At 38.6% G+C, this 25,960-nt stretch carries 22 protein-coding genes; 9 read left to right on the top strand and 13 right to left on the bottom strand.

Features of this window, described 5'->3' with window-relative positions:
• Positions 1-40 precede the first annotated feature (40 nt).
• From ACTJKC_RS17735 to ACTJKC_RS17780, 10 genes are all read right to left on the bottom strand, one after another.
• A complete protein-coding gene (locus ACTJKC_RS17735; RefSeq protein ID WP_440793962.1) occupies positions 41-784 on the bottom strand; it encodes a DUF4241 domain-containing protein in 744 nt (247 codons plus the stop codon).
• Between the two features lie 96 nt (positions 785-880).
• Positions 881-1,273 carry a response regulator gene (locus ACTJKC_RS17740; protein WP_025144091.1) on the bottom strand — a complete coding sequence of 131 codons (393 nt, stop codon included), beginning with the start codon at positions 1,271-1,273 and terminating at the stop codon, positions 881-883.
• Positions 1,274-1,389: 116 nt separating this feature from the next.
• On the bottom strand, positions 1,390-2,253 hold the full coding sequence (locus ACTJKC_RS17745; protein WP_344852613.1) for an N-acetylglucosamine kinase: 864 nt from the start codon (positions 2,251-2,253) through the stop codon (positions 1,390-1,392).
• A 157-nt stretch (positions 2,254-2,410) separates the two neighbouring features.
• Complete coding sequence (locus ACTJKC_RS17750; protein WP_440793964.1) at positions 2,411-2,818, bottom strand: hypothetical protein; 408 nt, start codon at positions 2,816-2,818, stop codon at positions 2,411-2,413.
• An 8-nt stretch (positions 2,819-2,826) separates the two neighbouring features.
• Positions 2,827-3,237: a c-type cytochrome gene (locus tag ACTJKC_RS17755; RefSeq protein ID WP_440793965.1), complete on the bottom strand. Its 411-nt coding sequence runs from the start codon at positions 3,235-3,237 to the stop codon at positions 2,827-2,829.
• Between the two features lie 8 nt (positions 3,238-3,245).
• Positions 3,246-3,656, bottom strand: a complete 411-nt coding sequence (locus ACTJKC_RS17760) for a hypothetical protein (RefSeq protein WP_440793967.1) — start codon at positions 3,654-3,656, stop codon at positions 3,246-3,248.
• Positions 3,622-4,428: a hypothetical protein gene (locus tag ACTJKC_RS17765; protein ID WP_440793969.1), complete on the bottom strand. Its 807-nt coding sequence runs from the start codon at positions 4,426-4,428 to the stop codon at positions 3,622-3,624. The genes ACTJKC_RS17760 and ACTJKC_RS17765 overlap by 35 nt, the downstream gene beginning before the upstream one ends.
• Before the next feature lie 255 nt (positions 4,429-4,683).
• The gene (locus ACTJKC_RS17770) at positions 4,684-5,994 is read right to left on the bottom strand and encodes a TolC family protein (RefSeq protein ID WP_440793971.1); all 1,311 of its coding nucleotides are present in this window, start codon (positions 5,992-5,994) and stop codon (positions 4,684-4,686) included.
• 1 nt (position 5,995) lies between these two features.
• Positions 5,996-9,106 (bottom strand): efflux RND transporter permease subunit, encoded by a 3,111-nt coding sequence (locus ACTJKC_RS17775; protein WP_344852619.1) that lies wholly within the window; start codon positions 9,104-9,106, stop codon positions 5,996-5,998.
• Positions 9,107-9,108: 2 nt separating this feature from the next.
• The gene (locus ACTJKC_RS17780) at positions 9,109-10,209 is read right to left on the bottom strand and encodes an efflux RND transporter periplasmic adaptor subunit (protein ID WP_440793974.1); all 1,101 of its coding nucleotides are present in this window, start codon (positions 10,207-10,209) and stop codon (positions 9,109-9,111) included.
• Between the two features lie 421 nt (positions 10,210-10,630).
• On the opposite strand from ACTJKC_RS17780, the gene ACTJKC_RS17785 reads away from it, so the two are divergent.
• Together ACTJKC_RS17785 and ACTJKC_RS17790 are read left to right on the top strand one after the other, a co-directional pair.
• Entirely contained in the window at positions 10,631-12,409 is a 1,779-nt protein-coding gene (locus tag ACTJKC_RS17785) for a M61 family metallopeptidase (RefSeq protein WP_440793976.1), read from the top strand.
• Positions 12,410-12,492: 83 nt separating this feature from the next.
• Positions 12,493-12,927 carry a hypothetical protein gene (locus ACTJKC_RS17790; protein ID WP_440793978.1) on the top strand — a complete coding sequence of 145 codons (435 nt, stop codon included), beginning with the start codon at positions 12,493-12,495 and terminating at the stop codon, positions 12,925-12,927.
• 109 nt (positions 12,928-13,036) lie between these two features.
• Here ACTJKC_RS17790 and ACTJKC_RS17795 read toward each other — a convergent pair whose 3' ends face one another.
• Positions 13,037-13,501, bottom strand: coding sequence for a hypothetical protein (locus ACTJKC_RS17795; protein ID WP_344852623.1), 465 nt, complete (start codon positions 13,499-13,501; stop codon positions 13,037-13,039).
• Positions 13,502-13,755: 254 nt separating this feature from the next.
• Here ACTJKC_RS17795 and ACTJKC_RS17800 point away from each other — a divergent pair, with 254 nt between their 5' ends.
• From ACTJKC_RS17800 to ACTJKC_RS17810, 3 genes are all read left to right on the top strand, one after another.
• Positions 13,756-15,531, top strand: a complete 1,776-nt coding sequence (locus tag ACTJKC_RS17800) for an AMP-dependent synthetase/ligase (protein ID WP_440793981.1) — start codon at positions 13,756-13,758, stop codon at positions 15,529-15,531.
• Positions 15,503-17,224 carry a gamma-glutamyltransferase gene (gene ggt / locus ACTJKC_RS17805; protein WP_440793983.1) on the top strand — a complete coding sequence of 574 codons (1,722 nt, stop codon included), beginning with the start codon at positions 15,503-15,505 and terminating at the stop codon, positions 17,222-17,224. Before ACTJKC_RS17800 ends, ggt begins: the two co-directional genes overlap by 29 nt.
• 436 nt (positions 17,225-17,660) lie before the next feature.
• Positions 17,661-18,983 carry a DUF6089 family protein gene (locus ACTJKC_RS17810; protein ID WP_344852626.1) on the top strand — a complete coding sequence of 441 codons (1,323 nt, stop codon included), beginning with the start codon at positions 17,661-17,663 and terminating at the stop codon, positions 18,981-18,983.
• Positions 18,984-19,050: 67 nt separating this feature from the next.
• Here the strand turns inward: ACTJKC_RS17810 and ACTJKC_RS17815 are convergent, their stop codons facing one another.
• Positions 19,051-20,016: a hypothetical protein gene (locus ACTJKC_RS17815; protein ID WP_440793985.1), complete on the bottom strand. Its 966-nt coding sequence runs from the start codon at positions 20,014-20,016 to the stop codon at positions 19,051-19,053.
• 81 nt (positions 20,017-20,097) lie between these two features.
• Positions 20,098-21,075, bottom strand: a complete 978-nt coding sequence (locus tag ACTJKC_RS17820) for a hypothetical protein (RefSeq protein ID WP_440793987.1) — start codon at positions 21,073-21,075, stop codon at positions 20,098-20,100.
• A 110-nt stretch (positions 21,076-21,185) separates the two neighbouring features.
• Here ACTJKC_RS17820 and ACTJKC_RS17825 point away from each other — a divergent pair, with 110 nt between their 5' ends.
• The 4 genes from ACTJKC_RS17825 (at position 21,186) to ACTJKC_RS17840 (ending at position 25,890) form a co-directional block, all read left to right on the top strand.
• Entirely contained in the window at positions 21,186-21,620 is a 435-nt protein-coding gene (locus ACTJKC_RS17825; RefSeq protein ID WP_344852628.1) for a MarR family winged helix-turn-helix transcriptional regulator, read from the top strand.
• A gap of 79 nt (positions 21,621-21,699) precedes the next feature.
• Positions 21,700-24,105: a 3-hydroxyacyl-CoA dehydrogenase NAD-binding domain-containing protein gene (locus ACTJKC_RS17830; protein ID WP_440793989.1), complete on the top strand. Its 2,406-nt coding sequence runs from the start codon at positions 21,700-21,702 to the stop codon at positions 24,103-24,105.
• 152 nt (positions 24,106-24,257) lie between these two features.
• Complete coding sequence (locus ACTJKC_RS17835; protein WP_440793991.1) at positions 24,258-25,433, top strand: acetyl-CoA C-acyltransferase; 1,176 nt, start codon at positions 24,258-24,260, stop codon at positions 25,431-25,433.
• 106 nt (positions 25,434-25,539) lie between these two features.
• Entirely contained in the window at positions 25,540-25,890 is a 351-nt protein-coding gene (locus tag ACTJKC_RS17840) for a four helix bundle protein (protein WP_440793993.1), read from the top strand.
• Positions 25,891-25,960: the final 70 nt, after the last annotated feature.

The raw sequence follows: 25,960 nt of genomic DNA on the forward strand, positions 1-25,960 counted from the left end.
TTTTACTATTCCAGTATTTTATGGCCATAAAATAATATCCTTATTGTTCCTCAACATAAGCCAGTTCAATATCAATAAACTGGATAATCAGCGAGCAAACATTACCTTCAACATCAAAACCATAATAAACAGGGTAGGTACCATCACCAAAACCACTCTGGAAAAATGGAATATGATAATCCGTTCCGGGGATTTTCCAGTTGATCCAGTCGCCGGCTTCGCGCTGATAAATTGGATTTTCTGCGTAATTAGCGGCAAAAAGGATCGCGAAATAATTATCATACAAGTTTTTGCCCGGATTTTCGCTATGGAATTTATCCTGAAAAGCACAGAAATGTTTTAGTGTTTCTTTATCCAGAACACAACCTAAACCAGCATCTACATTAAAGCCGAAAAATTCACCTTCATTAAAATCAACAAGGTCTTCGGTTCCGATTAATGCCTCTTCAAATCTAACGGCATCATAAGCGGTAAACTGAACCTTAACTGCGGCATAACGGGCACAATCATCATCATTATCATCGGGTACCACTACGGCCGCTGTAACAGGAAATTCGCCTTTTGGCACTTTAATCAGGTACGGTTCGGCGTCTTTTTGAATGTAAACCAAAGGATCGCGTACCAGAATATCGCCGGTTGGGATAGAAACACTTCCGAGTTCAAGATGGTCGATTGTTTTGCCTGCTACTGTTGTTTCTTCGAAATAATCGTTAAGGTTATTTGGACAAGCCAACAGGTTGCGTTTTTCATTCCAGGTTTTTAACCACGTTTCACTTGGTTTCATGACAGTAATTTTTGTTTACAGATAGATTTGCTATAAAAATAAAAAAGCCAGATAGATTTAAGGTCTTTCTGGCTAATATTTTAATCCGGATGGAAATTAATTCAAATGAAAACTTGGTTTATCTTCTTCCAGTGAAAGGATTTTTGAAATCTTTTTAAGCAGCACGTCCATTTGGAAAGGCTTTGATAAGAAATCATCCTGACCATAATTCAAGGTGGTAAAATCTTTTGGATCGTATAAGCCTGAAATCAACAAAATCGGAATTTTAGAGGTGCTTTCTATTGATTTTAACTGTTCGCATAATACACGCCCGTCAATATGGCCAAGAGAAATATCGAGTAAAATTAAATCCGGGTTAAAATTTTCAATCCTGTTGAAAATTTCTTCACCATCACTAAGTGCCGAGACCTTAAAGCCTCCGATTTCCAGTATCAATTGTATGGTTTCTAAAACCTCAATATCATCGTCTACTACCAGTATTCTCTTCATATGTGCTAGCAATTTAAATGCTATTAAAAATATAACAATGGTTTGTGTTGTTATGTTTACAATCTTAAGAATATTTTAACAATAAATTTATAATTGCCCGAAAATAGATTTCAGCTTTAACTGGCCTGCTGTACAATACCTTCTTTTTGCAAGATGAAATTGAATAGTTCTTCAATTGGTTTTTGTAGGATTTTTCCGGGCTCGATGCCGTTTTCAAGTAATACCGGAATTAATGAATCCTGATAGTAATATGCTATTGAGCCAACAAAATGGCATGGAACACTTTTGTGTTTCGGGTAATCTTTAACATTGGTATCAACAAATTCCTGAAAACCTGTGCGAAGAATATCCTGAATAAAGGGATGGTCCTTATGGTTGGCCATGAAACGGCTAAACCCTGCTAAATAAATATTTGGGAAAGGTTTTTGGTAAACATTGGTAATAATCTGTTCCTTTTCGAAAGGGAAAGTTTTTTTAAACTCTGCCGCTAAATTTGCCGGCATTTTATTATACAAATAGCTTAGCAGCACCTTTTTACCAAAAAAAGTACCAGATCCTTCATCGCCCAGTACATAACCCAAACCGTGGTGACCATCGTGGATTTTCTTGCCGTCAAAATAACAGATGTTCGATCCTGTACCTAAAATGCAGTTTAAGCCCTCGGCATTTCCGCAGGTGGCATATACAGAGCCTAAAAGATCATGATCTACAGAGATAAAAGCATTTTCAAAAACAGCCGATAAGCCATTGGAAACCACTTCGTGTTTATCAGGTGAGGAACAACCTGCGCCAAAAAAGTAGATTTCCTTAACCTCACTGGCATATTGGATCAACGATTCATTTTTGGTTATCAGTTTGGTAATTTCCTGCTCACTTAAGAAATAAGGGTTTATTCCGGGAGTGCTAAATTTAATGGTTTCGCCATTATGATAGCCCATCCAATCAGTTTTTGATGAGCCACTATCTGCAACAAGTATCATGGATTAAATATAAAAATTAATTACAGAATTTCCTGATTGCAATAATTTCTTTACTTCTGTTAAACCGTTTTAGTAATTATAATAATTAATGAAAAAAGTAATTTCCCGATTATCAATGCTTTGCAAATTTAACATGATCGGCCAATTTTAATTAACATTATTGGCTTGACATTGGAATATCTCTGCCAAAATCTTTTATATAACGCATGGCACTTTTTATTTCACAATCAGTAAGTGTATCCATGCTAGATGTTTTGAATGCTCCTTTCTTACTATAATCTCCTTTATGCTTTTTAGTAAAGGCATAATCAACTAGTTTTAAACTATCCATTGCGGACAATTCACCAAATGTTGGGATATTATTATCTAGCCTTTCGTTTGTTCTAAGGTGGCAATCATAGCAACTAAGATTAGATACAATTTGATGGGCATCATATTTGTAATAGTTACAGGTATCAGTAGATATCTTGGTCATATTTTTGCCCCTATTATCTGCATTTTTGCAATTGAAAAATATTAAGACTAATAAACTACCTAAACTTAGCTTTATTATATTTGAAACCATTGGCTTAGCTATGGATTATATAATACAATATCTCTTCCATAATCTTTGATATAGCGAATTACGCTTTTTATTTCACAATCAGTCAGGGTATCCATTCTAGCCGTTTTAAATGTTCCATTTTTACTATACCAACCTTTGTGTTTTTTTTTAAAGACGTAATCAATCAGCTTTAAGCTATCCATTTTAGCTAACCCTCCAAATGTCGCCCATCCTCGATCATCTTTGATTTCCATATCACTTAACAAATGACAGTTCTTGCAACCGAGATTAGATATGGTTTGGCCAGCATCGTACCTGTAATATTTACAAGCATCGATAGGACTTACCTTCACATTAATTTTCTTATTATCTGCATTTTGGCAGCTAAAGAATACTAAAAGTATGCTGCCTAAACTTCGCTTTATTTTATTAGAAACCATTAGAAGGATTATTGGCTAGGCATAGGTGGTAAATCCCTATTATAATCTTTTATATAACGTATGGCGCTTTTTATTTCACAATCGCTCAATGTATCCATTTTCACAGTTTTGAAGGTCCCATTTTTACTATACCAGCCTTTATGCTTCTTTGTAAAAGCATAATCAATTAGTTTTAAGCTATCCATTGCAGATAGTTCTTTAAATGTTGGCATCTCGTACCATCTTTCACCGTTCTTTACATGACAGTTATAGCACCCAAGATCGGAAACGATATGACGAGCATCGTATCTGTAATATCTACAAGTGTCAATTGGTTTTTTTTGAGCAACATTGGTAACATTATCTGGCTCACTTCTACATGCCAACATCAAAAAAATTAATAAGCTACCTAAGCTTAGCCTTATTGTATTTGAAACCATTGGTTGGATTGTTTAAAAAAGTTCTTAATCGTGTTACTGTATTAAGGCTTGCATTTGTATAATTTTTCTTAGTCAGGTTGTTAGCTCCTCCTAAAATATATTCCATCATATCTCCTTTCTCTCTCTCAGATATTGATTGACCAGCATTATCCCCTAAATGGTACATTAATCTATTCTTCTTATCACCATCTTCAATATCAGCCAAACCCAAAGTATGAAAAAACTCATGAACCCCAAAGTTTTTATTTTTTAGCCATCCATTGTAACTCACCACAGCCGGGCCGCCTTCACCTTGTGTAAGCCCTGCAGCACTTTGGGGCCTTCCATATTGATCTATATGCTGGTATCCAATACTATCTACCACGGCTAATACGAAATCGTTTCCCTTTAACTGGTTTAACATGTTGATTTGTATTACATTTACCGTAAAGTTGAAATGATAACGGATAGAGTAAGTCCAGGTTTTACTGTTATCGAATGCTCTTTTTACAGGATTGTACTTTAAAACGCTAACTCCACTTTTATACCCACCACCCCGTAATTTGTTTGAAATTAACTGTTGCGTAAAAGTCATCAGGCTGTTTAAATTTGGAGCACCGTTAGTAGTTAAATCCAATACTTTTAGGGTAATGGTAAAATCGCCATAGAGGCTGAGCTCGCCGTTGCCATTATCGCTAATGTGCAGGTTTTTGGCTACAATGCCGCCGGTTAAAGGTTGGTTCTGCAATATTGCAAAACGCATTTTAAGTATATTGACTAATCCATTTTCCATATTATTAACAAATAATTGCTCAACAGGGAAAATTGGGCTTCAAATTTTTGGTTTTGAATTGTTCTTTTAGGGATAAAACAACAATGTTCTTAACCAGGCATTAAGTTAATAATAACAAACAAAAAAAACAATAATCAGCTATAGTTTTTAATTGCCAGCTTGCAACAGCTAACAGGATGATGAATTGGCCACACTAATGACCAAGGTACCAATAACCAATGACCAATTTACCAATTTACCAATGAACCAATAAAACTATTTCGATAAATCTATATTCCCGCTAATTGCTTTTAAGTTGGTTTCGGCAATTTTGGCCTGATATTGCATTTCGATAAAACGGTTTTGGGCATCAATGGCATTGCGTTGTGCCTCCCTTAGTTCTAAAGGAGCTATGCTCCCCAAACGGTATTTTGCAAGTGTAATGTCGAGGTTTTCTTTTGCAATATCTACATTCCGTTGTTCTAACTTGATCAGGTCGAGATAGGTACTGTAATTTTCGTAAGCGGTGAGCAATTGCGAATTTACATCGAGTTTGGTTTTGCTGAGCGTAAGGGCCGAATTATCGATTTCTATCTTTGCATTTCGCTCATTTTGCCTTTGTAAAAAGCCATTAAATAGATTAATGCTGGCGGTTACACCATAAGTAAATCCGTTAGCCGCAAATTTCTGGTTAAAACCCGTGGGGCTGGTGCTATTCGCCCTGCTATATCCCGAATTTAAACTAATTGCAGGATACCTTGCGCCACGGATCGATTTTAAGTTTAATGAAGCAATCCGCTGGTTTATAAAGGCATTCTGCACATTCGGATTTTGCTGTTCGGCCAATTCGGCCATTTTGCTATATAAAATTCCTTTATCTACATCAATGTTGCTATCTACTGTAAATGTTGTGCCAATATCCCTAACCATCAGCTGGTTTAAACGTACTTTAGCTACTTGTAAGGCATTTTTAGTCTGCAGGTAATTTGAAGTGTCGGTATTATAATCTACCTGTGCGGTTAATACATCAAGTTTAGAACCCCTGCCCAATTGCAATTTGGTTTTGGCAATATTGGTACGTAAAACGGACACATCCATTGCACTATCAGCAGCAATAACCAGCTGTTGTTGCCTCACCACGTCATAGTAAGCAGTAATTACATCAGCAACGGTTGTTAAAATGGTTAACTTCGAATTAAGTTCGCCCTGCTTTTGCAGTTCTTTCAAACGGTCGTAATTGGCAAACATGCTAAAACCGTCAAAAATGGTCCAGTTTAAATCGGCGCCATAGCTATTATTGGTACTTTTAGCGCCTGTAATTACGCGGTCGGGCCCGGTTGCAGGCGTTTGACGGGTATTCTGAATACTTCCGCCATTGGTGTAATTCCCGGTTAAATTGGGCAACATGCCTGCATTACCAATATTGGCATTATTTTTTGCAATATCGATCTGGTTTTTGCTGATTTTGATGTCGTAATTATTCTGTAAGGCAATGGTAATGGCCTCTTGTAAGCTTAATTTCTCTTGCGCAAAGCCTGAAATCGACAGGCTTAGCAACAGGATCAATATTTTAAATTTCTTGCTCATCTTATTCTTCTGTGTGTAAAGCTTCTTGTTCAAAACGATGGGCTTCTTTTAATTCTTTATTCGGTTTGTATGGTTTTGCCCAGTAAGAGTAAATGGCCGGGATTACAAATAAGGTTAATACCAGCGAGAATAATGTTCCGCCTACAATTACGGTTCCCATACTCATTCTGCTTTTTGCAGCGGCACCTAAAGCGAGTGCGATAGGTAAAGCGCCAATAGCAATGGCCAAACTGGTCATTAAAATCGGGCGCAAACGCGAAACAGCAGCTTCGCGGATGGCTTCAGGAATGGCAATTCCCTTTTCTTTTAACTGGTTGGCAAACTCAACAATCAGGATACCGTTTTTGGTTACTAAACCAATTAACATAATGGTACCGATCTGACTGAAAATATTCCAGCTCTGGCCACATAACCATAGCGATAAAAATGCACCTGCAACGGCCATTGGTACCGTTAAAATGATGATAATCGGATCTTTAAAACTCTCAAACTGTGCAGAAAGGATTAAATAAACGAGCAGGAGGGCTAAACCGAATGCAAAAAAGGTGTTTGACGAACTTTCTTTAAAATCCCGCGATTCTCCGCTTAAATCGGTAGAAAAGGTCTCATCCAGTACTTTTTTAGAAATGGCATCCATGGCATCAATACCTTCGCCGATACTCTTTCCGGGGGCTAAACCTGCTGAAACAGTAGCCGCGATAAAACGGTTGTTCCGGTATAATTGCGGTGGACTGCTTTCTTCTTTAGCGGTTACTACGTTATCGAGCTGAACCAGTTCGCCTTTATCATTTCGCACATAAACCGAACTCAGATCTAAAGGATCTTTTCTGTCGCCGCGGTCAAACTGACCAATTACCTGATATTGTTTTCCGTTCATAAAAAAGTACGAAAACCTTTGTCCACTTAAACCTAAGTTTAAAGTCTGGGCGATAGCAGAGATAGAAACACCTAAGTTTTTAGCCTTATCACGGTCGATGGTCAGGTTGATTTCGGGTTTGTTAAATTTCAAATTTACATCCGAAACGGTAAAAGTTGGATCTTTCGAAACCGCATCCATAAACAAAGGAATTTTCTCTCTCAGCTTTTCAAAATTCTGTGCCTGAATAATATAACTGATCGGTAAACCACCACGGCGCCCAACTGAAATGGTAGGTTGCTGACTGACAATGGTTTTGCCTTCAGTGTATTTTTTGGTCACCCGCGTCAGCATATCGGCAATGTCTTTTTGTGAACGTTCGCGATCTTCCGGATTTACCAAACCCATCCTCACGAGACCGGAGTTAACCGAGCCCGATCCGCCAAAACCTGGCGAGGTAATGGTGATATTTACATTTTTCTCAGGGACTGAATCAATTACCAACTGGTTCAGTTTCATAATAAACTGATCTGTATAGGTAAAAGATGCACCTTCGGGCGTGGTTACGTTGATGTTAACGGCGCTTCTGTCATCATATGGAGCAGTTTCTTTTGGTAAAATCTTCCAGAATAAGAAAATTAAACCCATACATACCAGAATAATCGGAATGGAAAGCCATCTTTTATCTAAAAATTTATTCAGGTTCGATTGATAAGCATCATTTAACTTTACGAAATATGGTTCTGTCCAATTGTAAAACCTGGAGGGTTTGTGTCCACCTTTTTTCATCAGGTAGGCATTTAACATCGGTGTTAAGGTTAAAGATACAAAAGCCGATACCAATACAGCCGCACCGATTACCACGCCAAATTCCCTGAACAAGCGCCCCACAAAACCTTGTAAGAAAATTACGGGCAGGAATACCGCTGCAAGGGTAATGGAGATGGAAATTACCGCAAAAAAGATTTCATTTGATCCTTTAATAGCGGCTTCGAATGGCGACATGCCCTCTTCAACCTTTTTAAAGATATTTTCGGTTACCACAATACCATCATCCACCACCAAACCGGTGGCGAGTACAATAGCCAGCAAACTCAATACGTTTATCGAGAAACCGAAAGCATACATAATAAAAAAAGTGAAAACCAATGATACCGGAATATCAATCAATGGCCTGAAAGCAATGGCCCAATCCCTAAAGAAAAGGTAAATGATCAGGATTACCAAAACCAGCGATAAACCGATAGTTTCAGCCACCTCAGTTACCGAACGTTTAATAAATAAGGTATTATCTAAGGCAACTTTCAGTTTAATATCCTGCGGAATATCAGCTTTTAATTTATCAAAACGTTTATAAAACTCTTTACTGATATCGAGGTAGTTGGCGCCGGGCTGTGGAATAATGGCAATGGCCACCATCGGCCTGCCTGATTCGCGCAAAATAGTTTCCTCATTCTCCGGACCTAAAACCGCATAACCCACATCTTTTAATTTAATTACCTGATTGCTGTCTGTTTTCAGGATCAGGTTGTTAAACTGATTTTCGTCGGTTAGTTTTCCAAGGGTTTTTACGGTTAACTCTGTGGTTGCCCCGGTAATTTTTCCTGATGGGAGCTCTACGTTTTCATTATCCAATGCGGTTACAATATCCTGCGAGGTTAATCCATAAGCGCTCAGTTTATTCGGGTCCATCCAGATCCGCATGGCATATTTCCGCTGGCCCTGAATCTGCACACTACTTACTCCCGGGATGGTCTGGATACGATCGGCGATTACGTTTTCAGCATAATCACTTAAAGCCAGCGTATTCCGTTTATCACTCTGGATCGTCATCGATAGAATCGGATCGGAGTTGGCATCGGCCTTGCTTACCACCGGTAAACCATCGATATCTTTGGGTAAAGTACGGGCGGCCTGCGATACCTTATCGCGTACATCGTTCGCAGCCTCTTCAATATTTTTATCGAGGTTAAACTCGATGGTGATGTTACTGGTACCCTGGTTACTTGAGGAAGAAATGTTCCTGATTCCGTCAATGGCATTGATCGATTTTTCCAAAGGTTCGGTAATCTGCGATTCAATGATATCCGAATTTGCACCCGGATAAGATGTTCTCACCGAAACTACCGTTGGATCAATTGACGGATATTCTCTTACACCCAGAAAGGTATAGCCGATTATCCCGAAAAGGACAATCAATAAGTTCATCACAATGGCCAAAACAGGCCTTTTTATACTCGTGGTGGAGATACTCATAATTATTCTTTAACCAAATGAACTTTTACAGGAGCATCTTTCTTTAAAGCCATCGATCCGGTGGTTAAAACCGTATCGCCAACTTTTAATCCGGAAGTAATCACAATGTTTTCGTCGGTACGGGTGCCGGCTTCTACCTTTACCTCCTGCGCTTTGCCATTTTTCTGGATATACACAATTTTGCCTTTTAAAACCGGTACTACGGCTTCGTTAGGAATCAGAATCGCATTCTGAAGCGTATTCAAAGCCAGTTTAATTTTGGCGAAAGATCCTGGCAACAATGCGTTATCAGCATTTGGAGCTAAAGCCCTGATCTGTAAAGTACGCGTAGCAGCGTTAATACCCGGCTCTATGGCATAAACTTTTCCTTTATTCTCTTTTGAAGAACCATCTGTTGTAAAAGTAATTTCCGAATTTATTTTAATCTGACCTGCATATTTCTCTGGAACTGAAAAAGTAACCTTAACCGGATTGGTGCTTACCAGATTGGCAATTACTGTTGCCGGGGTTAAATAAGTACCCGCAGAAATGCTGCGTAAACCTACGCGACCTGTAAAAGGAGCGCGGATAGTGGTTTTGGCAAGCTGTGCCCTGATTAATTGTGCCTGTGCCTGCAATGATTTTAAATCGGCTAAAGAAGTATCGTATTCTTCCTGACTGATGGCGCCTTTGGCCAAAAGCTGTTTTGCCCGGTTTTCGTTGGTGCCGGAAAGTTTTTGTTTGGTTAATGCATCCTGCAACTGTGCCTGGATGTCTCTGTCGTTTACTTTTACTAAAACGCTTCCTTTCGATACCGTTGTGCCTTCCTGAAAAAAGATGCCGGTTACCAATCCCGATACTTCACTTTTAAGCACCACCGATTCGTTGGCATCAATTGCGCCTGTAACTTCAAGATCGTTATCAAATGAAGTTGTTTTTACTACAATTCCATCAACCACAAGCGGTGCCGATTTACCATCTTTACCACCTGATTTCCCTTTTCCTGCCCCTGCAGCAGATGCCCCGCCTTTTCCTTCGAGTTTCTTGTTAGCGTTAATTCTGTAATAGACTAAATAAGCCAGGCCTATGGCTAAAACAGCATAGATAATATACCTTTTCTTCATGTTTATATTTGTGTCGTGCGTATTCCGGATATTAAAATAAGATTAATGTTCCAGAATTAGAGCGTAAAAATATTCAAATAGTTTAGTCCTAAATTTGTTGTATTAAGGATGTTACAGCTTTGAGTTCGGAGTCTGAAGTCGGAAGTCCATAGTTTGGATGCAAAATAATAAGTACTGATCAATTATTATCCCTCGAAAATCAACAAATTAATGCCTGGTGCCACTTGGCTGTTAAAGTTCCATCTACTTTCCGCATATCGCCCAACGCCAAACGCGGGGGCAAACAGAAACAACTATTTTACACCACATTTAGCTATTTTGTTCCAAAACATCACCAATAAATATAAATTTGTGGCAAAACACCCTCAATATGTTTAATAAAAAATCAATTTTAAGTTTAGTTTTACTACTAACGTGTATTATGGCAGCGAAGGCGCAGGTAAAAATAGGCTTTGAGGTTTCTTTTAAAGAACCACAGGCACACTATGCTGAAGTGCAGATGAATATTTCTGGCTTGGCGAAAGATTATGTAGATGTAAAAATGCCGGTATGGACTCCAGGTTCTTATCTGGTACGTGAGTTTGAAAAAAGTGTAGAAGAATTTAAAGCTACAGCAGCAGGAAAAACGGTTAGAGTAGAAAAAGTAAGAAAAAATACCTGGAGGATTTTTTCTGCAAAGGCAGCCAATATCCAGATCAATTACCGTGTTTATGCCTTCGAAATTTCGGTGCGTACACCGTTTATTGACGAATCGCATGCATTTTTATCTCCAACAGGGATTTTTATGCATCCTGATGGCATGATTAAATCGCCAAGTACGGTAAAAATTATTCCTTTTAATACCTGGAGCAAAGTTTCAACCGGTTTAACTCCTGTTGCCGGCGAACAGTTTACCTATAAAGCTACCGATTTTGACATTCTTTACGATAGCCCTATCGAAGTAGGTAACCAGGATGTTTTCGAATTTACCGCAGCAGGCGTTCGCCACGAAGTAGCCATGTATGGTGGTGGTAACTACGATAAGGAGAAACTTAAGGTAGATATGGCCAAAATTGTGGAGAAGGAGACTGAGGTTTATGGCGAAAATCCAAATAAACACTATGTTTTTATTGTACACAACTTTTTAAGAGGTGGCGGCGGTTTAGAGCATTTAAACTCTACCACTTTGGGTGCAACCAGAAACGCATACAATACTGCAGAAGGGTATAAAGGATTTTTGAGCCTGGTGGCACATGAATATCACCACCTGTGGAATGTTAAACGTTTACGCCCCGTGGCTTTAGGTCCGTTTGATTACGACAACGAAAATTATACCACCAACCTTTGGGTAGCAGAAGGATTCACTTCATACTACGAGAATAAATACATCCACAGGGCTGGTTTTACCGATGTAAATGAGTTTTTGAAAGATCTTGCCAGCGGTGTAGGTACGGTTTTAAATACGCCCGGAGCCAAATATCAATCGGCAGCTTCATCAAGTTACGATGCATGGATTATCGGTTACCGTCCGAATGAAAATTCAAAAAACAATTCCATCTCTTATTATAATAAAGGAGAAGTAATTGGTATTTTGATGGATTTAGAAATCATCAACGCCACAAAAGGCACCAAAAGTTTGGATGATGTAATGAAAGCCATGTACTTACAGTGCAAAACCTTAAAACGTGGTTATACCGATGCGGAGTTTAAAGCTATGGTAGAAAAAATATCGGGCATCAGTTTTACCAGTTTCTGGGCAAAATATGTTAATGGGGTAGATGATGTAGAGTATGTAAAATACTTTGCTTATGCCGGTGTAGATGTATCAACAGAAAATGCTACGCCAGGCAAACCGGTTACCGGAGCTTCCGGACAGTTAACCAATGATGGTTTGGTGATTTCTTCTACCACAAGAAATTCTGCAGCCTGGGTTAGCGGGTTAAACGTAAATGATGTGGTACTCAGTTTAGATGATACCTCATTAAGCGATGCATTATCAACCGTAAGGTTAAAAAGCCCGATGATTTCTTTAGATGTTATCCCTTTGGTAGCCAAAAAGAATATCGGTGATGTTTTGAAAGTAAAAGTTAAACGCGATGGACTTGAAAAAGAAATCTCTTTAACCTTAAAAGAAAACCCGAATGTGCGCTTAAAAGCGACCGTTAACGAAAATGCAACTCCTGCACAAAAAGCAGTACTCGCTAAATGGACCGGAAAGTAAGGTTTAAATACAAGCAAAATAAAAAAGATCCCGTTAGCACAACGGAATCTTTTTTTTGATATTTTTATGTTAATATCAAACCCATGATAAAATATCCTGTGTTCATTTTATGCCTTTTAAGCTTGTCCTTTTTAAAGGGTAAGCAGTGTTTTGCACAACAAACCCCTTGTAAAGGCTATTATGACAAGGAATTGAGGCTATTTGTTTATACAGAAGTTGATAAGATGCCAGAATATCCTGGGGGAATTGCTAAATTTTATAAATTTATTGGAAGTGTGCCGTTGAAAGGAGTTAATAACGAATTATTGCAATCAACTATTTTTCCAACTTTTGTGATTGATGCTTCAGGTCATGTAAAAGGCATTGGCATTTACCAGAAACTACCTAAAGATTATACACGGCTGGATCGTAACATGATTAAATTATTAAAAACCTGCGCCGATTGGGAACCAGCAGAATGTAACAATAAAAAAGTAGCAATGAGCTTTAGATCACGCATCACCTTGTGTTACCAGTAATTAAAATATTATAACATAATTTAGACTGTCTACATAAACAAAATCCCGCAAGATAAATTTCTTACGGGATTTTTTATGTTCGCTTTGCGCTCAGCGCCATGCGCTTTGCCTAGAAAGTATATCTAAAGCCTAAACCAAATCTTCCGGCGTTAAAATCGCTGTCGTTACTGCCGATGTATAATCTTGGTCTCCAGTCTAAAGCTAATGCTAAAGGCGCACCTGAGAATTTATAATCCAAACCCACCATTGGCACTAAGTAGAAGCTAGAGCCACCATCATACAATTGAACTGATGGACCACCACCTAAATACCAATCTAATCCTTTTGCTCCGGGGATTGAAGAGTTGTATTGAAGAAAAGCCTGGATTACAGTAGAATTTCCACCAAATAAAACATCGCCCTGAATTGCTGCTTTTGAGCTGAAGTGGTGTCTGATTGAAGGACCAACCAACGTAGCACCATCTCCAAAATCAATACCTAAACCTAGTCCGGTTTTATAATTTTGAGCTTTAACGTTTGTTGTACTAAAGGCAAATAATGCAATGCAACCTAAAATTGTAAATAACTTTTTCATAATTTAAATGTTTTTGTAAAATAATACCTGCCTAACAACTTTGATGCCGATTATGTTTTTTGGGTCAAAATCTGAAAGGATAAAAAACAATGCTTGCATAGTAATTTTCTAATTGCTAAGTTTATTTAAATATTTTTTGACAGGCATAAATACAGCGGTTTCTTAATTGCGAGGTATTATTTTTATTAAAAACACACATAGACATCAATCTTTAAGATTGAATTTTTAACTTAACCAAATATTATACAATTCATATGGCGGCAGAAATTAAACGGGTTTTTGATCTTTTGAAATACAGCCTCGAAAATCCAAAGCAAGAGTTCATCAGCGGAAAAGTTAATGGAAAATGGATAAATTATAGTACAGCTGATTTTTGTGATGCAGTAGATCACCTTAGCCGTGGATTGATTAAACAAGGCATTGCCAAAGGGGGCAGGGTAGCGGTAATGTCGCATAACAGGCCCGAATGGAATATTGCGGATTTTGCAGCCAATCAGATCGGCGCCTATCAGATTCCCTTATACCCCACACTTGCCGAACACGATATAGAATTTATTTTAAAAGATGCCGAAATTTCGATCATTTTCGTAGCCGACGAAGAACTGTATAATAAGATAAAGCCCTGTGCTGATGCCATAAAACCTGATATTAAGATTTACAGCTTTAATGAAATTCCTGAAGCCGATAACTGGAACACATTAATCGAATTGGGCAAAGCTAGTACCGATATCAATCTGGATGAATACCGTGCTAAAGTTGCTCCAGAAGATATTTTAACTTTAATTTACACTTCCGGTACTACAGGTACGCCAAAAGGGGTGATGCTCACCCATAACAATCTGGTGGCAAACTTTGTAAATTCAGCGGTAGTAATGCCAGAGGGGGTTAAAAAAGGACTTAGCTTTTTGCCGCTTTCACACATTTTTGAGCGGATGATCATTTATCTGTACCTCTTTAATTACACGGCTATTTATTATGCCGAAAGTATGGATACCATTGTGGCCGATATTCAGCATGTAAAACCTAATGCATTTTCTACCGTTCCGCGTTTACTCGAAAAAGTGTACGATAAGATTATGGAGAAAGGGAAAGCACTAACAGGGATTAAAAAAGGCATTTTCTTCTGGTCTGTAGCACTGGCAGAAAAATATACCGTTAATGCCGGAGGATGGTACAACTTTAAACTTGGTATTGCCCGTAAACTCGTTTTTAAAAAATGGCAGGAAGCACTTGGAGGAGAAATTGTAGTGATTGTTTCAGGTGGAGCGGCACTAAATCCACGCCTGGCCAGGATTTTCTGGGCAGCGGGAATGCCTGTTTTCGAAGGATATGGCTTAACCGAAACTTCACCGGTAATTACCGTTAACCATTTCAGCGGAACGATGTTCGGAACTGTTGGTGAAGTAATAAAAGGTGTAGAAGTTAAAATTGCAGAAGATGGCGAAGTGTTAACCCGCGGTCATCAGGTAATGAAAGGTTATTACAACCGACCTGATTTAACTGACGAAGCGGTTGATAAAGATGGCTGGTTCCACACCGGAGATATCGGTGAACTGGTTGATGGCCGTTTCTTAAAAATTACCGACCGTAAAAAAGAAATGTTTAAAACAGCAGGTGGTAAATACGTGGCGCCGCAGATGCTGGAGAATAAATATAAAGAATCGATCTTTATCGAACAGATTATGGTATTGGGCGAAAACAGAAAATTCCCATCAGCATTAATCGTCCCAAATTATGAAACCTTAAAAACCTGGGCCGGTAGAAAAGGAATTGCTTTTACCACCAACGAAGAGATTATTAAAAACGAACAGGTGCTTGCCAAATATAACGAGGTTATCGAAGCTGCAAATGCGGGTTTCGGTAAGTGGGAACAAGTAAAAAGATTTGCGCTTTTACCAAAAGAATGGAGCATAGATGGAGGCGAACTTACCCCAAAATTAAGCTTAAAAAGAAAAGTGATTACCGAGAAAAACAATGAGGTGATCGAAAAAATATACAAGGATGCAGAAAACTATAAAGCCCCTCATTAAATTTAAAAATTCATTCGCTTCCATAATCCTGCTGGTATTATTGGCTGGTTGTGTAACCGGACAGCTGGGTAAAAATAATAGTGGTGAATATAAAAACGGGATGGTGGTTTCTGCCCATCCCGAAGCATCGCAGGTTGGGATAGATATTTTAAAAAAGGGCGGTAATGCCATTGATGCAGCGGTTGCCGTACAGTTTGCCCTCGCCGTGGTTTACCCCAATGCCGGGAATATTGGTGGCGGTGGTTTTATGGTTTACCGTGGTGCAAATGGCGAAATTAATGCGCTGGACTTTCGCGAAAAAGCTGCCGCATCTGCCAGCAGGGATATGTACCTCGATAGCGCAGGGAATCCAATCGTTGATAAAAGCCTTTACGGCCATTTAGCCGCCGGAGTTCCCGGATCGGTTGATGGTATGGTCGAAGCGCATAAAAAATATGGAAAACTTTCCTTGGCGCAGGTATTGCAACCGGCAATAGACCTGGCACAACATGGTTTCAAAATTACCAAACGCCAGGCAGGAGAGTTGAACAGTTTACACCGGAAATTTATGGATTTCAATCCTGGTGGAACAGCTTTTGTAAACCTTGAAAGTACCTGGCAGGAAAACGATGTGCTCGTTCAAAAAGAGCTGACCAATACTTTAAAGCTCATTCAGGAGAAAGGCAGGGCAGGTTTTTACGAAGGTGCGGTGGCTGATTCGGTTGTTGCCGAAATGCAGCGCGGTAAAGGATTAATCACAAAGGAAGATTTAAAAAATTATCATTCAGCCTGGCGCAAACCCATTACAGGTAACTACAGGGGTTATAAAATTATTACCATGCCGCCAACATCAAGCGGTGGTATTGCCCTGGTGCAACTGTTGCAAAGTGTAGAAAAATTTCCCCTAAAAAAGTGGGGTCATAATGCAGATTCCACAGTACAGGTAATTGTAGAAGCCGAAAGAAGGGTATATGCCGACCGGGCAACACATTTGGGTGATCCCGATTTTTATGCCGTGCCACAACAACAGCTTTTAAATGCCGATTACAACAAAAACCGCATGGCAAACTTTAACTGGGCTGCGGCCACTCCAAGCAGTGAAGTACTGGCTGGAGAGGTAAAAGGTGCAGAACACGAAGAAACCACACATTTTTCTATTGTAGACCGTGATGGAAATGCGGTTTCGATTACCACAACCTTAAACGGGTCTTATGGATCCCTGGTGACTGTAAAAGGCGCAGGCTTTCTGTTAAACAACGAAATGGATGATTTTTCGGTTAAACCCGGTGCTCCGAATATGTACGGTTTAGTGGGTGGCGAAGCCAATGCCATTGCTCCAAATAAAAGGATGTTAAGCTCTATGACGCCCAGTATTGTAGAGAAAGATGGGGAATTATTTATGGTTGTGGGTACACCAGGCGGATCAACTATTATTACTTCTGTATTCCAAACCATTATAAATGTAATCGATTTCGACATGTCTATGCAAGAGGCTGTAGCGGCAAAGAAATTCCACCATCAATGGTTACCCGATGAAGTATATGTAGAAAAAGATGCAATCGACAGCCTGTCGACAGAAAAATTAAAAGCAAAAGGTTATAAAATAGTTCCACGGGGGCCAATAGGCAGGGTTGATGCCATCTTAAAAACCAAATGGGGTAATTATCAGGGCGGCGCTGATCCACGCGGTGATGATAAGGCTGTCGGCTGGTAATCGCTTCAATTTTTCCATCTTCACGTTGACCGGTCTGATAAATTCTTTGGGTGAGGTAGCGAACGTATAATCCAGTCATAAATCAGATGTTATAGCACTCATGAGTTTTTATGTGTAGGTATAATCAGACTTTGTGGTAAGAAATTTAATTGGTGCAAATTCTGATAACATGTCTCTAAAAAAAAATGACATAGATTATTAATTAAGCAGCATGTTTAAGAATAACTGGTAATTATTACTTGAAAATGGCTTTTTTGTTCATTTATGATCTTAAAAACACCTGGAAGAATCATAAAACGGACAGATTCAATGCTCGCCATATTAAAAGTATTAGCCATGAGTGTTAACAAGTTGATAATTATTTTAATCAGCTTGTAATTTTGGTATGGCTATTGTAAAGGTTGTACGACGCTTATTCAACGTTATACAGAAAATTATGAAATTACAATTATTCAAAACCCTACCAGTAGCACTCGCTGGTTTATTAATCGGGTCAGTTGCTTCAGCTCAGGAAAGTCCGGCAACTTCATCAACATCGTTCAAAACGTGGTCGATTGGAGTTAATGCAGGTGTTTTAACTCCCCTTTCTCCATTGGGTGGTAAAAACGATTTTAGCAACAACAAATCGAGTTTAGGTTATGGCCTTTACATCAAAAAACAATTTACACCTTATTTCTCATTACGTTTAGACGGAGTTCGTGGTAAATTAAAAGGCGATAATACGGAAGCCTACGAAAGCGGTGTGGTAAATAATTCTCCGGTAAGGGCTTTTGATACTCAGTTATCGTACTCTGGAAGTTTAAACGCTGTAGTGAACATGTTCAACATCGATATGTTTAAAAAAGAGAACACTTTACAGCTATATGCTTCAGCCGGTGCCGGTATTGCAGGTTATAAACCTACTATTACTACAGCAGCTGGTACATCTTTATATGCAGGTGATAAAAACATCAACGAATTAATTATCCCTGTAGGTTTAGGTGCTAAATTTAAAATCTCTGATGCGGTTAATTTCGACTTAGGCTGGACAATCACATTCCTTGATGGCGATAACCTTGACGGTTATTACAGAGGCGGAAACGACAAATATAACTATGCTTACGCTGGTTTAGAGTTTGCTTTAGGGAACGGAAAACAATTGGCTTTCCACAATCCGGTTGCTTTAACTTATGATGAAGCATTAAAAGCAAAACAAACTGCAGAAGGTTTAAAATCTGATTTAAATGCGCAAAAAGCTGATAACGCAAAATTACGTGCAGAATTAAACGACATCTTAAAAGATACAGATGGTGATGGTGTTGCAGATAAATTGGATAAATGTCCTGATACACCTTCAGGTACAGTTGTTGACGGTTCTGGATGTCCATTAAAAACTCCTGAAAAAGTTGTAGAAAAAGTAATCGTAACTGAAGAAGACCGTAAGGTAGTTAACGAAGCGATTAAAAACTTAGAATTCGATTTAGGTAAAGCAACTATCCGTTCTAAATCTTTTGCTTCATTAAACAGAGTTGCAGCATTGTTAGTTCAGAAAAACTTTAGCTTGAAATTAGCTGGTCACACTGATAACACGGGTTCAAAAGAATTAAACTTACGTTTATCAAAAGAAAGAGCAGAATCTGTTAAAGCTTATTTAGTTTCTCAAGGTGCTAATGCATCTCGTATCGAAGCTACAGGTTACGGAATGGGTCAGCCAATTGCTACCAATAAAACAGCAGCTGGTCGTCAACAAAACCGTCGTGTAGAGTTTACACTTTACTAGTCTGTTTTTAACACAACATAAAAAAAGTCCCGGTGAAAACCGGGACTTTTTGTTTTTTAAAGGATATTTATTTAATTAATCTTTTGATTTTACTTAAATCACTATTTTTAAAATTGTATGAAATAGGGGTATAATTCTGATATAACATGTCGTTACTATAGCTGTTATATATACTGATAAATTTGTCAGAACTGCTTTTCGTGAACACCAGATAGTTGATATTAGAACCCTTCTTTAAAATCAGTTCATTTAAGGTTTTAACAGGGACAAACTTAACCGGGTAATTATAAGCTTGCGAAAGATCTTCGTCTTTACCTTCATCAACTTTTTCAGACATTGTGAACATGTTAAATTTAATCTTAACATAATCAGGAACATAAAGTGTATCTTTTGCTAAAGCGGCAAGTTTAACTTTATCCTCCATTTCAAAAAACATTTTCCTTTCTTTTCTCGAAAGAATGCCTTCATTCAATTGTTTCAAATAACCTTTTAACATGCCTGGCGACCAATTATAAAGAAGTGCACTATTATATAGAAAAGATATCATTTCTTCTTCTCTTTTTTTAGCACCCTTAAAACTAAACGGATTTCCAATTGCCGTAAAAAGAGTTTTATTGTCAGGATATACCGTAATTTCTCCTAGGGTAATATCATCCCCCTGTTTGCCATTCTTTTTAAAGTAAGGCATGGTTAAGGAGTAAAAAAATCTGATTACAGTTGTATTTCCTAAACTTTGCAAATATCCGTTAAAAGTAAAGAGAGAGTAGCCTGGCTTCCCGATATACTTTCCCAGTTCTTCAGGTTTAATAATTAAAAAAGGTGTTGCCGTCCAGGTTGTTTTAATGGCCTCATTAAATTTTTCGAGTTCTGTATAATCTTTATACTGAAGCGTAAAGAGGGTAATGGTGTTTTTAAATGTGCTGAACTCTTCTTCATTGATGTCGCCTTTTCCCCTAAAAGTAACCTGGGCAGACAATATTAACGAATAGCATAAACACACTGCTGTAATAAGCAGTTTTTTTGATGAAATCATATGAGCGTGTAAAGTTTGGTTTAAGCCCCAATAATAATCATCTTTTTGCAAATATTTACCTGTAGAAATAAAAGTCAGGGTTTATTTAAGCTCTACAATTACTTTTTTAATCTCGCTTAAATCATTCATCTCAAAATTTGGCGATTGCGGATAAAAACGCTGGTAAATAATTTTATCATCTTTGCTATCATAAACACTGATAATTTTATCATCCGAGCGCTGCGTATAAACCACATATTTAATATTTGTGTCCTTATTCAATATCAAACTGTCAAGCGCCTGGTACGATACAAATTTGAGTTTATAATTATAAGGCTCTAAAACTACACCCGATTTAGGCAAAAGTGCCAGTCGCGATGAAAATACTTCCTTAATATATTCTGGTACATATAGTGTTTCTTTAGCAAGTTCGGGCAGGCGGATTCTATTGTAAAACTGATAATCTATACCGCAGTTTTGGCTTGTAAGTAAGCCATCGTTGATCTGTTTTAAGTAGCCGCTTAGTAACCCCGGCGACCAGTTCAGAAAGCTGGATTTGTTGTACAGAAGAGATAAAAGAGTAGATTTTTTATTCTTTTTTGATCCAATTTGCTGATCCAGCATTTCAACAAACAGGTTGGTGTTCGCATCAGTAAAAAGGTTAACCGTTGCCAATACACTTTCTTCCTTTACCTTAGGTTTTTTAGATGGTGTTACTAATTTAAGTGCATAAACCACATTAACTTCGGTTGTGGTATCCGGTTTTTCAGTAAAAGCATCAAAATAGAAGAATGAATAATTTGAAAGTGTATCATATTTTACAAGTTCTTCAGGCTTAATTATTTTATATGGGGTAATCGTCCACGTTTTTTTAATCGCCTGGTCAAATTTTTCCAGCTCAGCATAATCCGTATATTGAAAAGTGAATAATGTGGTCGTTTTTTTAAAAACTTCTAACTTTTGACTGTTCAGAAGAGCCGCCCCAAAATAAGATACCTGACTCTTGCAGATTGTAGCCCATGCAATAAACAGGCTAAACAGGAGGATTCCTTTAGCTTTTAACATATTGTGTGTTTTCATTTTGTGTACAATTATAATAAGAAAATTTTGACAATTATTTTGAATTTTTCTATTGCATTAACAAAATACATTCATTAGCTTTGTTATGCAAGCATAATAAATTAGCAGAAATGAAACAACAACAAACCATAGATTACCATATTAAGTTTGCCTGGCAAAATATGTTCAACAAGTATAACCAGATGGCTTCCGGTTTTGGAATTACCCAGGCCATTGGCTACATGCTTATTAATATAGATGATGCCGATGGAACTGCGGTTTCGAATTTAGCTGCATTGCTGGGCGTTAAGGCTACCAGTCTTTCGCGTATGTTAAACAATATGGAAGAAGCCAATCTGATTTACCGCGAAACTTCTGCAGGCGATAAGCGTTCGGTAAAGGTTTTTCTCACTGATTTTGGTAAGGAAAAAAAACAATTGGCTAAGGGTGTTGTTCGAAAATTTAATGAATACCTCGATGAGCACTTTACCAAAAAGGAAAAGGAAACATTCATCACGCTGTTGATAAAACTAAATGATATTACAGTAGCATATACTGTTGATTGATAAAAATAATAATGAAACCTGTTGAGTAGAACGCTACTCAACAGGTACTGTCAGACTACTGAAAAGCAAATAAATAACAATGAAACGAAGCATTAATAAAGTTGCTGTTCTAGGTTCAGGAATTATGGGTTCGCGTATTGCATGCCACTTCGCCAATATTGGTGTAGAGGTTTTGCTGTTGGATATTGCCCCGAAAGAACTGTTGCCGGAAGAGCAGGCAAAAGGATTAGCACTGGATAACCCAGCTGTAAAAAACCGGATTGTAAATACAGCTTTGCAAACTGCTGTGAAAACAAATCCGTCGCCGGTTTATACCAAAAAAGCATTAAATAAAATCAAAACAGGGAATTTCGACGATGATATGTCGAAAATTGCCGGTTATGATTGGGTAATTGAAGTGGTTGTCGAAAATCTTGATATCAAGAAAAAAGTTTTCGAACAGGTAGAGCAGTTCCGTAAACCTGGCACACTGATTACTTCCAATACTTCTGGTATTCCAATCCATTTAATGGCCGAAGGCAGGAGCGACGATTTTAAAGCACATTTCTGTGGAACGCACTTTTTTAATCCGCCACGTTATTTAAAATTACTGGAAATTATTCCAACGCCGCATACAGAACCTGAAATTGTTGATTTCCTGATGCATTATGGCGATAAGTTTTTAGGTAAAACAACTGTTTTATGTAAAGATACTCCGGCTTTTATCGCTAACCGTGTAGGGGTTTATTCCATTATGGCGCTTTTGCATTTAGTGGAGAAACTGGACCTGACCGTAGAAGAGGTTGATAAATTTACCGGACCAGCTTTGGGCAGACCAAAATCGGCTACTTTCCGTACTTCGGATGTGGTTGGTTTAGATACCATGATCAAAGTGGCAAAAGGTCTTTATGATAACTGCCCCGATGATAAAGCTCACGAGTTGTTTAAACTTCCGGCATACGTGCAAAAAATGGAAGAGAACAAATGGCTTGGCGATAAAACCAAACAGGGTTTCTATAAAAAGACAAAAACTGCTGAAGGTAAAACTGAAATCCTGGCGTTGGATTTAAAAACGTTAGAGTATAAACCTCAGCAAAAAGTAAAATCGGCTACTTTAGAAATGACCAAGCCGGTAGAAAACCTTCGCGAACGCATGAAGATTTTTGCCAAAGGAAAAGACAAAGCAGGCGAACTGTTCCGCCACTCATCATTCGGGCTATTCGAATATGTATCCGATCGCATACCGGAAATCTCTGATGAATTATACTGTATAGATGATGCCATGCGTGCCGGTTTCGGTTGGGAATTAGGTCCGTTTGAACTTTGGGATGCCGTTGGCGTGAAGGAAGCCATTGAAGGGATGGAACAATATGGCAATAAAGCTGCGGCCTGGGTGCACGAAATGCTCGATGCAGGAAATACTTCTTTCTATAAAGTAGAAAACGGCGTTAAAAAATACTATGATATTCCTTCTAAAACCTACAAAGCTTTACCAGGAACAGATGAGTTTATTATCTTAGATAACCTCCGCGAAAATAAAACGCTTTGGAAAAACTCCGGTGTTTCGATTATTGATTTAGGCGATGGTATTCTTAATGTAGAATTTCACACCAAAATGAATACCATTGGCGGTGATGTAATCTCAGGAATCAACAAAGCCATTGATATGGCCGAAAAAGATTACCGCGGTTTGGTGATAGGTAATGATGGCGCTAATTTCTCGGCTGGTGCAAATGTGGGGATGATTTTTATGATGGCGGTAGAGCAGGAGTGGGACGAATTAAATATGGCGATCCGTATGTTCCAGAACACTTCGATGCGCATCCGTTATTCTTCTATTCCGGTTGTGGTGGCCCCTCATAATTTAACTTTGGGTGGAGGCTGCGAGTTTAGTTTACATGCCGATCACGTGCAGCTTTCTGCCGAAACTTACATGGGTTTGGTAGAGTTTGGTGTGGGTGTGATCCCTGGTGGCGGCGGAACAAAAGAATTCGCTTTGCGTGCCTCTGATGAATATAAAGATGATCAGATTGTGCAAAATGCCCTGAAAGATCGTTTCTTGACCATCGGAATGGCCAAAGTTTCTACTTCAGGTTACGAAGCTTATGAATTGGGCTATCTGCAAAAAGATAAATTCTCGATCTCGATGAACCGCAACCGCTTACTCGCCGATGCAAAAGCAAAAGCGATAGAACTGGCCGATGCGGGATATACCAAACCCGTTCAACGGAACGATATTAAAGTGTTGGGTAAACAAGGTTTAGGAATTGTTTATGCAGGTGCAAATAGCATGTACGCAGGGCATTTCATTTCTGAACACGATAAAAAAATCTCCGAAAAATTAGGTTATGTAATGTGTGGTGGCGATTTATCTGCTCCAACAGAAGTAACCGAGCAATATTTACTTGACCTGGAAAGAGAAGCGTTCTTATCACTTGCCGGTGAGCGTAAATCTTTAGAACGGATCCAGAGTATTATTACCAAGGGGAAGCCGTTGAGGAATTAAGTTGAGAGTGGAGATGTGAGACATTAGATTGGAGAAAGTAATTGGTCTTACATCTAGCGTCTCAAATCTCATATCTAAAAAAACAATAATCGGTTTGAGTTTGAATTTGAGCAGGTCTCAAATCTCAAATCTCAGATCTCAAATCTTAAACAATGGAAGCATATATTATAGCCGGATATCGTACAGCAGTGGGTAAAGCACCACGTGGCGTATTCCGTTTTACAAGGGCTGATGATTTGGCCGCAGAGGTAATCAGGGCTTTAGTGGCGTCGGTTCCGAATTTAGATAACGAACAGATTGATGATGTAATTGTTGGTAACGCTACCCCGGAGGCAGAACAGGGCTTAAATATTGGCCGTATGATTTCGCTGATGGGCCTTGATACCGATAAGGTTCCCGGGGTTACTGTAAACCGTTACTGCGCCTCAGGTTTAGATACCATTGCTACGGCAGTTGCTAAAATTAAGGCTGGCATGGCCGATTGTATCATCGCCGGCGGGGTAGAGGTAATGAGCGGAATGCCTTTTGGTGGCTGGAAACTGGTGCCAAATGCAGAGGTTGCAAAAAACAATCCCGATTGGTATTGGGGTATGGGTTTAACTGCTGAAGCTGTTGCCAAAGAATATAACGTAAGCCGAGAAGACCAGGATGTCTTTTCATTAAAATCTCACGAAAAAGCCATTCACGCCATTAAAAACGGTCATTTAAAAGATGGTATTTTGCCCATTACGGTAAACGAAAATTACCTGGATGCCAATTTGAAAAAGAAAACCCGTTCTTATGTGGTTGATACCGATGAAGGCCCGCGTGCAGATACGACTTTAGATAAACTGGCAAAACTGAAACCCGTATTTGATGCTGTGGGAAGTGTAACTGCCGGTAACTCTTCGCAAACATCCGATGGTGCAGCATTTGTTTTAGTGGTTTCTGAAAAGAAAATGAAAGAGCTAAATGCCGAACCAATAGCAAGATTAGTAAGTTATGGCATTGCTGGTGTTCCGCCACGCATCATGGGAATCGGACCAATTGAGGCAATTCCGAAAGCATTGAAACAAGCCGGTTTGAAAAAAGAAGACATCGATTTAATCGAACTAAACGAAGCCTTTGCCTCTCAATCTTTGGCGGTAATCAGAACATTGGATTTAAATCCGGATGTGATTAACGTTAATGGCGGTGCAATAGCATTAGGCCACCCACTCGGCTGTACCGGTGCGAAATTAACCGTGCAGATTATGAACGAATTAAAAAGACAAAATAAAAAATACGGAATGGTAACCATGTGCGTAGGAACAGGACAGGGTGCCGCAGGAATTTTTGAGTTGCTTTAATTAGTATCGAGATATGAGTATGTAGTATCAAGATTTAATAGCAGGTGAATAAACCAGTTTATAAATCATCCCAACCATATTACTCAGTCACTAATACTAATAAAATATGCACAATTTTAAAGATTTAAAAGTTTGGCAAAAATCAATTGAATTAGCTGTTGATGTTTATAAAGCTAGTTCATTTTTGCCTGTTGATGAGAGATACGGTTTGATTTCTCAAATGAAAAGATGCTCTGTTTCAATATCCTCCAACATTGCGGAAGGGGCCGGAAGAGGAACTAGAGCTCAATTTAAATATTTTTTAACCATAAGCCAGGGCTCTGCTTTTGAATTGGAAACTCAGGTAATTATTTCAAATAGATTAGGGTTGTTAGAAGATCCGCTTACCCTTGCTCTGATTGAAAAGACTACTGAAGTTCAGAAAATGATTTATGCCCTGGAAAAAAGATTAATTTGAGGGGGGTATTAGGAAGAAGGATATGAGTAATAAGTATCAGGTATCAAGATTGAATTGCACAATGATATTC

Source organism: Pedobacter sp. 22226 (assembly GCF_052045455.1).
Classification (GTDB): Bacteria; Bacteroidota; Bacteroidia; order Sphingobacteriales; family Sphingobacteriaceae; genus Pedobacter; species Pedobacter jeongneungensis.